The following is a 15,046-nucleotide window of genomic DNA, read 5'->3' as shown; positions in this document are numbered from 1 at the left end:
TTTTTGTTATTTAACCGTATGTAAGGTATTGAGATAGAGAGGGGTATGGAAATGAGCCTGAAGCAAATTTATAAGGTTGCCGGTATGATAGCGGGGGCCCTCGTTTTGATCGTTGTTCTTTTTACAACCTGGTACACAGTGGATGAGTCCGACCAGGCAATCGTTCTGACGTTCGGAGAAGCAGGGGAGCCGATAACAGAGTCCGGCCTTAAATTCAAAATGCCGTGGCCGATTCAGACAGTTGAGAAATTGTCTAAAGAAACATTCAGTCTTCAGTTCGGCTATGAAGAAAAAGATGGGGAGATTGTTGAGTTCCCTAAAGAAACTAAGATGATCACAGGGGATGAATACATTGTCCTGGCTGATATGGTCGTTCAGTGGAAAATTACGAACCCTGAAAAATATTTATTCAATGCCGAAGATCCTAAAGAAATTTTATATGATTCGACTTCCTCTTCATTAAGAAGTATCATCGGAAGCACGGAAATTGATGAGGCGTTAACTTCCGGTAAAGCAGAAATCGAAGCCGAGGTCAGAGATTTGCTTGTTACACTGATTGATAAATATGATATTGGCATATCTGTCATCGGAGTAAAGCTCCAGGATGTCGAGCTGCCGAATGAGGATGTCCGAAAAGCTTTCACAGATGTAACGGATGCAAGGGAAATGATGAATACCAAGATCCATGAAGCCGAAAAGTACCAAAATCAAAGATTGAACGAATCAAAAGGTGAGAAGGATGCAATCCTTTCCAGAGCTACAGGAGATAAAGCAGCCAGAATTGAGCAGGCACGTGGAGATGTAGCTGTTTTTGATAAATTATATGCAGAATATGAAGGAAATCCGGAGATTACCGAGCAGCGTCTCATCTTGGAAACGCTTGAGCAGGTGTTGCCTGATGCCGAAGTTTATATCATGAACGATGATGGAAACACAATGAAGTACTTTCCGATTCGTCCTTTAGAAAAAGAAAAGCCTGTTCAAGGTCAAGAAGGGAATGCTGGTAATGAGTGATTCCAATATTACCAACTTGAATGATATGAAAAAACCTGAAATACAGTGGAGAAAGTATACGAAGCTGGGAATTTTTTTAATAGCGGCAATTGCAGTCCTGCTTCTTATTATCCTAAATGTTTTTATTGTTAAAGAAGGAGAATACCGGGTAATACGCCAATTTGGTGAGGTAGTAAGGATTGAAGAAGAGCCTGGCCTTAGTTATAAAATTCCATTCATCCAGTCAGTCTCTACTCTTCCTAAATATCAAATGACCTATGATGTCTCAGAAGCAGAAATCAATACGAAAGACAAAAAAAGAATGATGATCGATAACTATGCCGTCTGGAGAATAGAAGATCCCAAAAAGATGATTTCCAATGCGAGAAACGTCATTAATGCGGAAGCCAGAATGGAAGAATTCATTTATTCTGTTGTCCGGGCTGAATTGGGGAAATTGAATTATGTCGAGATTATCAATGATGAAAAATCAAATCGAGGCAGCCTCAACGATAAAGTTACCGAAAGAGTAAATGAACTACTTGATAATGGTAACTTTGGCATCACTGTAAAGGATATAAGAATGAAGAGAACCGACTTACCGGAAACAAATGAAAAAGCTGTATACACAGCTATGATTTCGGAGAGGGAAAAGACAGCGCAGGAATACTTGTCCATGGGTGACGCTCAAAAGCAGAGAATCATGGCAGATACAGACAGAGAAGTCACTGAACTGCTTGCTACTGCGAAGGCGGATGCCAATGTAATCAGAGCAGAAGGAGAATCCGAGGCAGCTAAGATCTATAACAAGTCTTTTTCAAAGGACCCTGATTTCTATCAGTTATTCAGAACCTTAGAGTCCTATAAGAAGACAGTCGATGGAGAGACTGTTCTGGTACTTCCTTCTAACTCTCCATATGCACAATTATTAAGCGGTTATACTGAGTAAAACGTAATTTTATAAGAAAGCCGGCGCCCGCTGCGGCCGGTACCGTTATTTTTCCTTTCTATTCTGAACATGATAGAATGAAGGAAAGATAGCGGTTTTTTGTCGTTTTGTAGTTGGTTTTGAATAAGACAGTTAATTTCCGCTAAATCACCCCTGCATACAAGCGGGAACATTTTGAGAACCAATCTTTAAGAAAACATATGTAATGCAGCCGGAGGAGAAAAGGTTATTTATCCATGTGCTTATGTTTTGCACAGAGCTTCTTCTGCCATTTGCTGCTTAAATGAAATAAACATAATCCTTGACCCGGGAGGTTCATTCATGAAGAAAAAGTTAGTGTTGATCGACGGTAACAGTATAGCTTATCGCGCCTTTTTTGCCCTGCCCTTATTGAACAATGAAAAAGGGGTACATACGAATGCGGTCTACGGTTTTACCACCATGCTGCAAAAAATAATGTCAGAAGAAAACCCGTCTCATATTCTGGTTGCATTTGATGCCGGAAAGACGACCTTCAGGCATAAAACTTTTGGCGAGTATAAAGGCGGCAGACAGAAAACACCGCCAGAACTGTCTGAACAATTTCCTTATATAAGAGAACTGCTGGACGCTTATCAAATTCCAAGGTATGAGCTGGAGAATTATGAAGCGGATGATATTATAGGGACTCTTTCCCTTCAAGCGGAAAAAGATGGATACGAAGTGAAAATCATTTCCGGAGATAAAGACTTGACGCAGCTTAGCTCTGAAACCACGACAGTCGGCATTACCCGAAAAGGCATCACGGATATCGAGATATACACTCCGGAACATATCATGGAGAAATGGGAAATCACACCTGACAGAATCATTGATATGAAAGGCTTGATGGGGGACAGTTCCGATAACATTCCCGGAGTACCCGGCGTTGGCGAGAAAACAGCCATTAAGTTATTAAAGCAATTCGGGACCCTTGAGAAGCTATTGGAGTCCATTGATGAAGTCAGCGGTAAAAAGCTGAAAGAAAAGCTTGAAGAGAATAAGGACCAGGCTGTGATGAGTAAAGAACTAGCCACGATCCTTCGTGAAGCGCCGATAGAGGTTTCTCTAGAGGAATTGAACTATGAAGGAAGCGACGACAAAAAGTTAAAGGAATTTTTTAAGGAGCTGGGTTTCAATTCACTTTTGGAAAAAATGGGAGAAACAGTGGAAGAGGAGCAGGATCTGCTGGATGTTTCTTTTGAAATTTTATCCGAAATTAAGGACGAGCACCTTAAAGAGGAGTCTTCCTTATACGTTGAAGTAATGGAAGATAACTATTTTAATGGTGATATCGTTGGAATTACCATGAGAAACAGCCAGGGAAATTACTTTTTTACATTGAAAACGGCCCTTGAATCAGATGTTTTTAAGGAATGGGCGGGAGATGAAAACAATAAGAAGTCTGTCTTTGATGCCAAGAGATCCATCGTTTCCTTGAGAAGACAGGGAATCGAACTGAATGGTGTTGAATTTGATCTGCTGATTGCTTCCTACATTTTAAACCCGGCTGAATCTGCCGATGATTTTGCTGGTGTGGCGAGAAAACATGGTGCTTCTGCTATTGAGTCCGATGAAGCTGTCTACGGAAAAGGGGCAAAAAGAAAGGTTCCTGAAGAAAGTAGACTGGCAGAGCATCTGGCAAGAAAAGCTAACGTGGTTTTTGAATTGAAAAGTACATGCGAAGAAGCTTTGGAGAAGAATGACCAATATCAGTTATTTACCGATTTGGAACTTCCGCTTGCCATCATTCTTGCTGAAATGGAATACACAGGGGTTGCTGTGGATACGGAGCGATTGAGAGAAATGAAGTCAGAGCTGGCTGAAAGGCTCGATACACTCGAAAAGAAAATTCATGAACTGGCTGGAGAGGAATTCAATATCAATTCCCCGAAACAGCTCGGAGTCATCTTATTTGAAAAATTAGAACTGCCCGTGGTCAAAAAAACCAAGACCGGCTACTCTACTTCAGCAGATGTACTGGAAAAACTGCAATCCAAGCATGAAATTGTAGATCATATCCTTCACTACCGTCAGCTTGGAAAGCTGCAATCAACTTACTTAGAAGGTCTGCTGAAGGTCATCCATGAGGATACAAATAAAGTGCACACCCGATTCAATCAAGCACTGACCCAAACGGGAAGACTCAGTTCAACAGATCCAAACCTGCAGAATATTCCGATCAGACTGGAAGAAGGCCGGAAAATCAGACAGGCTTTTGTTCCTTCTGACAAAGGGTGGCTCATGTTCGCCGCGGACTACTCTCAAATTGAATTGAGGGTGCTGGCTCATATCGCAGGCGATGAAAAACTGATTCATGCATTCCGGGAAGGGATGGATATCCATACAAAAACAGCGATGGATGTATTCCATGTAGGGGCAGACAGTGTGACCTCCAACATGAGAAGACATGCCAAAGCCGTCAACTTCGGCATTGTCTATGGAATCAGTGACTTTGGTCTATCCCAAAGTCTGGGCATTACAAGAAAAGAAGCAGGAGAATTTATTCAAAGGTACCTGGACAGCTACCCGGGTGTTAAGGAATATATGGATGACATTATCGGCGAGGCGAAGCAGAATGGCTTTGTTAAAACACTGCTCCAAAGACGCAGATATATTCCTGAAATCACCAGCCGTAACTTCAACCTGCGCAGCTTTGCAGAGAGGACAGCAATGAATACGCCAATACAGGGAAGTGCAGCGGATATTATCAAAAAAGCGATGATCGAGATGGCGGAAAGACTGGAGAAAGAGAAACTTCAAACACGCCTGCTTCTGCAAGTGCACGATGAATTGATTTTTGAAGCACCAGAAGATGAAATTGAAAGGTTAAAGGTAATCGTACCGGAAGTCATGGAAAATGCCATTGAGCTGGAGGTTCCATTAAAAGTGGACTATTCTTACGGCCCGACATGGTACGACGCAAAATAATGATGAGGCGGGTGAACTGATTTGCCGGAACTGCCAGAAGTGGAAACCGTCAGAAGAACACTGGCTGAATTGGTTACAGGAAAAAGAATTCATTCAGTTTCAGTTTTTTGGCCTAAAATGGTCAAGCTTCCTGACGAAGTGGAAGAATTTAAGATGTCTCTGCAAGGTGAAACCATTCAGGGAGTCGACCGCAGGGGGAAATTTCTCATCCTGCAGACAGACCACCATTCACTGGTATCACACTTGAGGATGGAAGGCCGATATGGTGTTTTCCCAGGGGAAGAACCTGTCGATAAGCACACCCATGTCATTTTCCATTTTGAAGACGGCACAGAATTAAGATATAAGGATGTCAGGAAATTCGGGACGATGCACTTATTTCCAAAGGGAGAAGAATCCCTGCATCTGCCGTTGTCACAGCTGGGACCAGAACCTTTTTCATCGGATTTTACAATAGAGCATCTCACTGAGAAACTGGCCAAGACGGAGCGTGCAGTTAAGGCGGTCCTTCTGGATCAAACCGTGTTGGTCGGGTTGGGGAATATCTATGTAGACGAGGCCCTCTTCAGAAGCGGGATACACCCGGCGAGAAAGGCAAAGAGCATCAAAAAAACTGAAATGAAAAAGCTGCATAAGGAAATCATCGATACGTTAAGTGAGGCGGTTGAGCAGGGAGGCAGCACCATCCGCTCCTATGTGAATTCACAAGGACAAATCGGAATGTTCCAGCAGCAGCTGTTCGTTTACGGTCGAAAGAACGAAGAATGCAGAACATGCGGCAAAAGCATTGAAAAAAATGTAACGGCAGGAAGAGGCACACACTTCTGTCCAAACTGCCAGAAGTAAGGGCTGGGGATTTTATTAATCTGAGCAGAATAAAAAGTACTTAACACCTGATAAGCTCTCTCCATATACTAACGTAGCTATGAGCGTATGGAGGAAACCAGACACCAGCAATCCTGGTTGCCATCCTCTTGATTTATTAAAGGAGGAGGAGCTTTACAACATGGGTGGAACACTTTTATTATTCATGCTTGCGTTCGCCGTAAGCCTTGACAGCTTCAGCACCGGGCTGACTTACGGCCTAAGGAAAATGGGGATGCCGTTGAGGTCCATTGTGATTATTTCTGTATGTTCAGCCGGCTCACTGCTGGCGGCGATGTCGATAGGAAGCTCAGCGGAAGGTTTCCTGTCAGAAGGAGCTGCTGATAGGATCGGCGGGCTCATTCTTATTGCGATCGGTGCTTTCGTGCTTCTGCAATTCTTCACATCCAGAAAAGATTCAGTTGTAGACGAAGAGAAAATCTTATTTAATTTCGAAATAGAATCAATCGGGCTCGTAATCAATATTCTTAAAAGGCCGATGGCGGCAGACTTTGACCGGTCAGGAACAATAACAGGCGTAGAAGCGATCATGCTGGGCCTCGCCCTTTCTCTTGATGCATTCGGTGCAGGTATAGGAGCGGCTTTATTGGGCTATTCTCCTTTGCTTCTCGCTTTTTCAGTCATGATGATGAGTATCGTGTTCCTGTCGGCGGGCTTGAGAATCGGAAAGAGCTGTGCCCATATGGGATGGGTGAAGCAATTATCTTTTCTGCCGGGAGTGCTTTTAATACTGATTGGCGTGCTGCGTTTCTGAATGGAAGAAAGGATGACTGCTAATGACATCAATTATCGGCCTGACTGGCGGGATCGCCAGCGGAAAAAGTACAGTATCCAGCCTTCTTGCCCAAAAAGGGTTCACAGTGGTGGATGCAGATTTAGCTGCACGAAAGGTCGTGGAACCTGGAGAGCCAGCTTATTTAAAAATAGTCGAGACATTCGGTCAGGACATTCTGAATAAGGAAGGAACTCTGGACCGCGCCGCTCTCGGAAGCATCATTTTCCATAATGAAGAGCGCAGGAAAGAGCTGAACGGGATTGTGCATCCCGCAGTAAGAGCTGAGATGCTGGCTGAAAAAGAGAAAGCCTTTGAAGATGGAAAGCAGACTGTCGTGATGGATATTCCATTGCTTTTTGAAAGCAATCTAACCTGGATGGTTGAGAAAACAGTTGTTGTCTATGTAGATAGAGACACCCAATTATCCAGGCTTATGTTGAGAAACGGATTGACAGAGGAAGAAGCAGAAGCCAGGGTGAATTCCCAGATGAGTCTGGACGAGAAAAGAAATCTGGCAGATGCCATATTGGATAACAGAGGAACTATCAGTGAAACGGGCGTTCAATTGGATGATCTTCTTGGCCGATGGAACTTAACACCGTAATTTTGTAAGGAAGCTGAACATTCAGCTTCTTTTTTGTTTGATTGTATTTAGGAGGTTATATTTTTAACCTCCCAGGATAGCTTTAATCGAGTTTCAGGCTGGTCCATCTGGGTCAATAAAAGCCTGAGAATAAAAGAAAAGCTCTTTTATAAAAACTTTGCTAGTAGTTTTAGAGATACCCTTATAAAAATGAGGAAATAGGAGAGAAACGTACCAATAACTCATGGAGCCAAGAAGATACTGGCATGATTAGTCTGGAAGCGTACCATTAAGTCAAGGAGCCAAGAAGATACTGGCATGATTAGTCTGGAAACCTACCAATAAGTCAAAGAGCTAAGAAGATACTGGCATGATTAGCTTGGAAACGTACCATTAAGTCAAGGAGCCAAGAAGATACTGGCATGATTAGTCTGGAAACGTACCATTAAGTCAAAGAGCTAAGAAGATACTGGCATGATTAGTCTGGAAACGTACCATTAAGTCAAAGAGCTAAGAACATACTGGCATGATTAGTTTGGAAGCGTACCATTAAGTCAAAGAGCTAAGAAGATACTGGCGTGATTAGTCTGGAAACGTACCATTAAGTCAAAGAGCTAAGAAGATACTGGCATGATTAGTCTGGAAACGTACCATTAAGTCAAAGAGCTAAGAAGATACTGGCATGATTAGCTTGGAAACGTACCATTAAGTCAAGGAGCTATGAAGATACTGGCATGGTAATTTGAAGAACCAGCTACAATTTTTGTGAATAGAGCGAAAATGAAAGACCACTATTTTTCCTTTTAGCACATTTACTGGTCTAAATGCTGTTCTTTTATGATTTTAAAAGAGAATGAGGAATTTCATGAATAGATCACTCATATTTTAATAAGGCAGCTTTACAGCCAGACAATTTCAGGCAAGCCTGGGTCAAAAAAACCTTAATGAACTTTGTGCTCGTGAAAAAGCGTTAAGAGTACTGTGAAGTGAAAATTCGGAATAATTAATCATTTAAAATATGCAAATTAATCATTCAGTTTTTTGGTAAATATGTTATACTAATGCTAATTGAAACACACATAAAGTATAACGTTTATATAGAGGGGAGCCGGATTAATGAAGGCGAAATTGGCAATCAACGGTTTTGGGCGTATTGGGAGAATGGTATTCAGAAAAGCGATATTAGATGAGAATATTGATATAGTAGCAATCAATGCGAGCTATCCTCCAGAAACACTGGCTCATTTAATTAAGTATGACACAAATCATGGCACATTCAACGCAGAAGTAACAACTGAAGAAAATGCCATCATTGTGAATGACAAACGCGTTCAACTAATCAGCAATCGCGATCCAAGAGAACTTCCATGGAAAGATCTTGAGATTGATATCGTAATAGAAGCAACAGGGAAATTCAATTCGAAAGAAAAAGCAAGCCTGCATCTAGAAGCCGGTGCTAAAAAAGTAATTCTTACAGCACCAGGGAAAAACGAAGATGTGACAATTGTGATGGGCGTAAATGAAAGCGCTCTAAAAATTGAAGAGCATAGCATCATTTCAAATGCTTCCTGCACTACAAACTGTCTTGCACCTGTAGCAAAAGTGCTGGATGAGCAGTTTGGTATTGAAAATGGCTTGATGACAACAGTTCACGCCTACACAAATGATCAGAAGAATATCGATAATCCTCATAAAGATTTGAGAAGAGCAAGAGCTTGCGGTCAATCGATCATCCCTACAACGACGGGTGCTGCGAAAGCATTATCATTGGTGCTTCCTCAGCTGAAGGGCAAGCTTCACGGAATGGCTTTACGTGTTCCTACACCGAATGTATCGCTAGTCGACCTGGTTGTGGATGTAAAAAGAGAGGTTACAGCGGAAGAAATCAACGAGGCGCTGATTACAGCTTCTCAAGGGTCGCTGGAAGGAATCCTGCAGTTCACAACAGAACCATTGGTATCTATTGATTTCAATACAAATCCTCATTCCGCGATTATCGACGGCTTATCCACTATGGTCATCGGTGACCGCAAAGTGAAGGTACTCGCATGGTATGACAATGAGTGGGGCTATTCCTGCAGGGTAGTGGACTTGGCAAAGTATGTTGCGCAGCAGCTGAAATCTAGTGTGAATGTATAAAAGCTTTCGAGAAGCCGGGAATCTTTTCCCGGCTTTTTTGTGTTTTACAAAGAGAAGGATCGGGCTTTCGAGGCTCACTTTTTAAAATGGAAAACCGAGAAATGCGCTGCTCAAGAGAGAGCGACTCGAAATAAAAGGGTGTTTAATGCGTAAACTCCCTGCTACAGAGGAAATTCGAATTATAACAGGGTGATTATGTCCATACGAAGTCCTTCGCAAATCATCAACAATAAAGTAACTCTAGAGCTCCTCGCGATCAGTAATAGAACCCTCACTAGTGTATGAGTAAAATACCGGACTAGCGGGAAAACACATAGTAAGGGCTGAAGTCAAAACGAGGGAAAGCTTAGATCATTTTGTCCGGTGATGTAAAATATCTGAAAAGCCTTTCAATATGAACCTTAACTAGTCTCGCTTCACCCAAAAATCAATCAATGAAAATATTTAACTTTTTTATTGCAAATCTGATTTAAACAAAGTATACTATTTTTCGTGAACTTCTTGAACGCAATTGTAAATATTGTTAACTACTTAAAGGGTTAGGACCTCTTCGGACTAACTTTCCCCCGTGGTAGTTATTATGTTGCCGAAGGATAGGTTCATTTTGACGAAAAAAATTATGTCAAAGGGGGAAACAACAAATGGAAACAATGGGTAGACATGTAATCTCTGAATTATGGGGTTGCGATTTTGACAAGTTAAACGATGTAAATGAGATTGAAAGAACGTTTGTAGATGCTGCATTGAAATCAGGTGCAGAAGTTCGCGAGGTGGCCTTTCACAAGTTTGCTCCTCAAGGTGTAAGCGGAGTGGTGATCATTTCAGAGTCTCACTTGACGATTCACAGCTTTCCTGAACATGGTTATGCGAGCATTGATGTATATACATGCGGTGATCTTGATCCTAATATCGCTGCTGATTATATAGCTGAAGCCCTAAATGCACAAACACGCGAGAATATCGAATTACCGCGCGGCATGGGTCCTGTACAAGTGAAACAATCAAAAGTGAACGCATTATAAAAAATCACGGAGCCTTCTAATTCTTAGAATGGCTCTTTTTTTGTGAGCAAGACTCCCTTTTTCAGGTTGAGGACTTTTCATATTAGAGCTAAACTAGGCGCCTGCGTGTATTAATGTTTTCAGTTAAGAGTACTAGGGTCGGTGCCTACTGGTTCTGACTAATCCCGTCATATCTTCACTACTGGAAGTTATTACTTGATAAATGTCTAAAAGAAAAACGCCCATCACGTCCGAAGCCCCTCCAGCCGAATACATATCTCAGCAAAAATCCACCACTCCCGACCGTAGCGCCCCCAACCTCATACATATCTCAGCAAAAATCCACCACTCCCGACCGAGGCAGCGCCAACCTCATACATATCACAGTCGAAATCCACCACTCCCGACCGAGGCAGCGCCAACCTCATACATATCACAGTCGAAATCCATCCCTCCCGACCGAGGCAGCGCCAACTTCATACACATCACAGCTGAAATCCATCCCTCCCGACCGAAGCGCCACCAACCTCCATACATATCACAGCGAAAATGCATCCTTCTAGACCAAAAATGTTCTGTCCGGACTTAAAAGGGCACTTGTGCTTTTGGTCATTCTTTTAGCTGTTTCCACCTCTGGGATGCAAGTATTTGTCAAAGTCCATGACTTTGGGTGGGGAATGCTTTTTTTAAGTGAAGAATTTCGGTACAATAAGAGCAGGAATATATTTTTCGGAAACTAAAAGGTCTTGACGGGGAAACCTGCGGGATATTTGAATGAAGATAGCGAGGGAAGAAACTTGGGAGTATTTACATCGATCATGACAATATTTAAATCGGATATTGAAACATCTGACAGCACTCAGGATAAAGCAATTCAGACCCATTACTATAAATCTGCTCAGGATAAGGTTTTTCAGGCAGTTTTGGACTTGTTTGCATCAGGGGGGTATAAAGTGATTGCCGAGTCGAGGGAACGCGGGGAAATTACAGTGGAGAAAGGCGGATTTCCCGGTTATTTCATCGTTGTAACGGCCATAAATGTTGCACCATTTGAATTTGCAGTCGATTTTAAAATCAGTGCAGAGAAAAAGGTGCCGGGCTTGTATCCGAAGATGAAGCAGGAAATCGCTTCTTTTTATAAAATCTTGGACAGCAGATTGAAAAGGGCATAAATTCCATCTTGTGGTTGAGCGTCCGGTTATATATTATTTAAGTAGATAAACAAAAGCGTAGTCCGACTGTGACAAAGATTCGGAGCTGATATTATGAAATGTCCATCGTGTAAATATAATGGAACGAGAGTGGTTGACTCCCGTCCGGTTGACGAAGGCCGGTCGATCAGAAGAAGACGGGAATGCGAAGTTTGCTCTTACAGATTCACAACTTTTGAAAAAGTGGAGGAGTATCCTCTCATCGTTGTCAAAAAGGAAGGGATCCGTGAAGAGTTCAGCCGCGAGAAGATGCTGCGAGGCCTTATAAAAGCGTGTGAAAAGCGCCCTGTCTCCTTGGATACTCTCGACAGCATCACGGGAGATATTGAAAAAGAATTGAGGAATGAAGGGTCATCGGAAGTTCAATCGGAAAAAATCGGTGAACTTGTTATGGACCGCCTTGCGAAAGTGGATGAAGTTGCCTATGTCCGCTTTGCGTCTGTTTACCGCCAGTTCAAAGATATTAATGTGTTTATAGATGAGTTAAAAGATTTGATTAAAAAAGACTGACTGTGTTTGAGCTGAGGTACTTCTTGGCTCTTTTTCTCTTTGTTACAGGGCACCCTCCGCAAGTCGTCGTATTTGGAAAGGTAAGGAGATCTAATGAAGAATCACTGGAATAAAATTCAGCCTGTCGACAGATATACGGTATGTCTAAACGGAGTCATTCAGGAATATGAAAGGAAAGCTGTCACATTCCTATATCAGCCGTTGATAGGGCCGATATGCTACAGCCTGTATATGACCCTGTTAAATGAGGTAGAGGCGAACAGGTTGAATTCCGAACAATCGACTCATTATCACTTGATGAATTTTCTTTCTTCCAACCTGCCTGATGTTTACGAGGCGAGAATGAAGTTGGAGGGCATCGGATTATTGAAGACGTATGAGAAACAAGGTGGAGATCCAAGGGAATTCATTTATGAAGTCCAGCCTCCGTTGTCTCCTCAGCAATTCTTTTCTGACGGAATGCTGAATGTATACCTCTTCAGGAAAATCGGAAAGACCCATTTCAATCGTTTAAAGAAATTCTTTTGCGATGAAGAAAAGGACTTTTCAAAGTATAGGGAAGTCACTAGGTCATTTCAGGATATTTATACTTCAAGCCAATCGATTAACCTGCTCGATGATGAAGCCGAAAAAGCAAGCTCGCTATCTGAAGGAGAAAGGTTTACGGAGCCGCAAAGTTCGCCCGGTGTACCAGTTGACACCATAGATTTCGATTTTGACTTGCTGCTTGCCGGACTTTCTCAGAACATGGTTCCGAGGCGGGCTTTCACTCCTAATGTAAAAGAAACAGTTGCTAAGCTAAGCTGTTTATACAGCATAGACCCGCTGCAAATGAAGAATGTCGTGCTGAGTGCTTTGACGGAAGACGAGGAAATTAATATCGAGGAATTACGTAAAGCGGCAAGGGATTGGTATCAGCTCCATAATGCGGGGGACCCGCTTCCGGATTTGAAGACCAAGACGGAACAAACTGCTGAAGCATCCAGGAAAACTCCTGCTACAAAAGAAGAAGAGTTAATAGAGTATCTTGAAACGACTTCTCCCAAAGAAGTTCTTAAGGATATTTCCGGAGGGATTGAGCCGGCAAAAAGCGATTTGCAGGCCATTGAAGAAGTGATGATATCCAAGAAACTTTCCACCGGTGTGGCCAATGTCCTTTTACAATACGTCCTTTTAAAAACAGATATGAAGCTCACGAAGGGATATGTGGAGAAGATTGCTTCTCAATGGGTGCGGAAGAAGGTCTCTACTGCCCAGGAAGCGATGGAATTGGCTAAGAAAGAGCACAAGGAATACCTGTCATGGGCTGAAGGCAAAAAAGATAATAAGAGAAATTATAAAAAACCAGTCAGGACTGAGAAGCTGCCTGATTGGTTTGACGAAAAACCTGCAGACACAGCAGATAAGAAGCCTGATCAAAACAGCTCTAATTTTGAAGAGCAGAAACGAAAATTGGAAGAAAAACTGAAGAAATACCGAAAGTAGGTGAAGAAGAGTGGATTCGATCCAAAATTCCCTGAAAAAGCTTGCGGGCTCCCAAACCTTTAAAGAAAGATATGAAAAAATGAGGCAGGAGATCATGCAAGACGATTATGTAAAGCATTTTATTGAAAAGAACCAAGGCAAAGTCACTAAAACAATGGTGGATAACAGCATGATGAAGCTCTATGAATATATCTCGCAGAGCAAACAGTGTGTGGATTGTCCAAGCCTCTCCGAATGTAAGAATATGATGAAAGGGTATGATCCCCATTTAGTCATAAGAGGAGAACTCATCGATATTGAGTATCATGTCTGCCCGCGCAAGGAAATGGATGATGAGAAGAGGAAGTCTGAGAAGCTGATTAAGAGCCTTTATGTACCCAGGGATATTCTTCAGGCGTCTTTCTCGACCATCGATCTGGATTCGCCAGGAAGACTGGAAGCGGTGGACCTCGCTAATGAATTTGTTGAAAGTTATGAAGCGGGCAGAAGCCAGAAGGGTTTATATTTTCATGGTAAGTTCGGGGTGGGGAAATCATATCTCCTCGGTGCCATAGCTAATCAGCTTGCGGATAAGAAAATCTCCTCCCTGCTGGTTTACATGCCGGAGTTTGTGCGGGAGATGAAGCAGTCCCTCAATGATCATTCCATGGATGAAAAACTGGATGCCGTCAAGAAGGCTCCTATCCTCATGCTTGATGACATCGGTGCAGAAACCATGTCGAGCTGGGTGAGGGACGAAATTCTGGGAACCATCCTGCAATTCCGAATGCTGGAAAACCTTCCAACCTTCTTCACTTCAAACTTTGATTACGAAGGCCTGAAACATCACCTTACGTATTCACAACGCGGGGAAGAGGAAAAAATGAAGGCTGCGAGAATCATGGAGAGAATCAAGTACTTAACCAAGCCGGTCCTTCTTGATGGAATTAATCGAAGACAGTAGAAGGGGCTGGTGAGGTTCAGAGCCGTAAAAGAAAAAATAAATTAAAACTGCATAGGGATACTAATTCACATGATGTGAATTAGTATCCTTTTTTAGATAAGATAACTAAAATACTTTCTTGAAACTGGACACTAATGTATAGCCAAACAATACTCCGCAAATCGTTGGAAGTATTAAAGTTGGACCTGCTAAGTGTAAAAGCTGAGTGGGGAGGAATTGAATATATTCAGGTATAGTCCAGTAAAGAACTGGCAAGAAAGTAACAAAAAGTGTAGGGAGACCAACCATTAGACTTCTTATCCAATCATATTTCCAGACTCCGGTTTTATTAAGAAACCCAATTATATGGGGTAAAGCAAAAAGACTACCTATAAAAATAGAGTAAACGATTGAATAATAATGAAGGGCATTTGGCTTCTCATATATATTTTTCGATTGTTCAATGAGTGTATTTTGATAATTCAATCCGTAATAAAGAGTAATCAAGATAATTAAAATGTAGACGGTATAAAACAAAATCCGTTTTAACGATGACATTTTTACATCCTCCCCTTTAATAATACCTAAGAAACCCATTAGTGATTAGACGAAAGCTTACCACTTTAAGTTTCGGAATATTTTAA

13 protein-coding genes are annotated in these 15,046 nt (G+C 42.1%); 12 read left to right on the top strand and 1 reads right to left on the bottom strand.

The window, feature by feature from the left end:
* Window positions 1-51 precede the first annotated feature (51 nt).
* From hflK to dnaI, 12 genes are all read left to right on the top strand, one after another.
* Window positions 52-1,014: an FtsH protease activity modulator HflK gene (hflK, locus tag FZC79_RS04365; protein WP_252183242.1), complete on the top strand. Its 963-nt coding sequence runs from the start codon at window positions 52-54 to the stop codon at window positions 1,012-1,014.
* Complete coding sequence (gene hflC / locus FZC79_RS04360; RefSeq protein ID WP_148945798.1) at window positions 1,007-1,942, top strand: protease modulator HflC; 936 nt, start codon at window positions 1,007-1,009, stop codon at window positions 1,940-1,942. The genes hflK and hflC overlap by 8 nt, the downstream gene beginning before the upstream one ends.
* 321 nt (window positions 1,943-2,263) lie before the next feature.
* Complete coding sequence (gene polA / locus FZC79_RS04355) at window positions 2,264-4,891, top strand: DNA polymerase I (RefSeq protein ID WP_148945621.1); 2,628 nt, start codon at window positions 2,264-2,266, stop codon at window positions 4,889-4,891.
* Between the two features lie 21 nt (window positions 4,892-4,912).
* Entirely contained in the window at window positions 4,913-5,737 is an 825-nt protein-coding gene (gene mutM, locus FZC79_RS04350; protein ID WP_148945620.1) for a DNA-formamidopyrimidine glycosylase, read from the top strand.
* Window positions 5,738-5,897: 160 nt separating this feature from the next.
* A complete protein-coding gene (gene ytaF, locus FZC79_RS04345) occupies window positions 5,898-6,530 on the top strand; it encodes a sporulation membrane protein YtaF (protein WP_148945619.1) in 633 nt (210 codons plus the stop codon).
* A gap of 22 nt (window positions 6,531-6,552) precedes the next feature.
* Window positions 6,553-7,155, top strand: a complete 603-nt coding sequence (gene coaE, locus FZC79_RS04340) for a dephospho-CoA kinase (RefSeq protein ID WP_148945618.1) — start codon at window positions 6,553-6,555, stop codon at window positions 7,153-7,155.
* 1,095 nt (window positions 7,156-8,250) lie between these two features.
* Entirely contained in the window at window positions 8,251-9,273 is a 1,023-nt protein-coding gene (locus FZC79_RS04335; protein WP_148945617.1) for a glyceraldehyde-3-phosphate dehydrogenase, read from the top strand.
* Between the two features lie 641 nt (window positions 9,274-9,914).
* Window positions 9,915-10,295: an adenosylmethionine decarboxylase gene (speD, locus tag FZC79_RS04330; protein ID WP_006837820.1), complete on the top strand. Its 381-nt coding sequence runs from the start codon at window positions 9,915-9,917 to the stop codon at window positions 10,293-10,295.
* 797 nt (window positions 10,296-11,092) lie between these two features.
* Window positions 11,093-11,446 (top strand): cytosolic protein, encoded by a 354-nt coding sequence (locus tag FZC79_RS04325; RefSeq protein WP_148945616.1) that lies wholly within the window; start codon window positions 11,093-11,095, stop codon window positions 11,444-11,446.
* Between the two features lie 93 nt (window positions 11,447-11,539).
* A complete protein-coding gene (nrdR, locus tag FZC79_RS04320; RefSeq protein ID WP_148945615.1) occupies window positions 11,540-11,995 on the top strand; it encodes a transcriptional regulator NrdR in 456 nt (151 codons plus the stop codon).
* A 93-nt stretch (window positions 11,996-12,088) separates the two neighbouring features.
* The gene (locus FZC79_RS04315) at window positions 12,089-13,480 is read left to right on the top strand and encodes a replication initiation and membrane attachment family protein (RefSeq protein ID WP_148945614.1); all 1,392 of its coding nucleotides are present in this window, start codon (window positions 12,089-12,091) and stop codon (window positions 13,478-13,480) included.
* A gap of 10 nt (window positions 13,481-13,490) precedes the next feature.
* Window positions 13,491-14,423 (top strand): primosomal protein DnaI, encoded by a 933-nt coding sequence (gene dnaI / locus FZC79_RS04310; RefSeq protein WP_148945613.1) that lies wholly within the window; start codon window positions 13,491-13,493, stop codon window positions 14,421-14,423.
* Between the two features lie 105 nt (window positions 14,424-14,528).
* Here the strand turns inward: dnaI and FZC79_RS04305 are convergent, their stop codons facing one another.
* Window positions 14,529-14,960 carry a hypothetical protein gene (locus FZC79_RS04305; protein ID WP_148945612.1) on the bottom strand — a complete coding sequence of 144 codons (432 nt, stop codon included), beginning with the start codon at window positions 14,958-14,960 and terminating at the stop codon, window positions 14,529-14,531.
* Window positions 14,961-15,046 lie beyond the last annotated feature (86 nt).

This window comes from Rossellomorea vietnamensis (assembly GCF_008180615.1).
In the GTDB taxonomy this organism is placed as follows: domain Bacteria; phylum Bacillota; class Bacilli; order Bacillales; family Bacillaceae_B; genus Rossellomorea; species Rossellomorea vietnamensis_D.
Note: the sequence above shows the minus strand (reverse complement) of the source record. Positions and strands in the feature narration are given on the sequence as shown.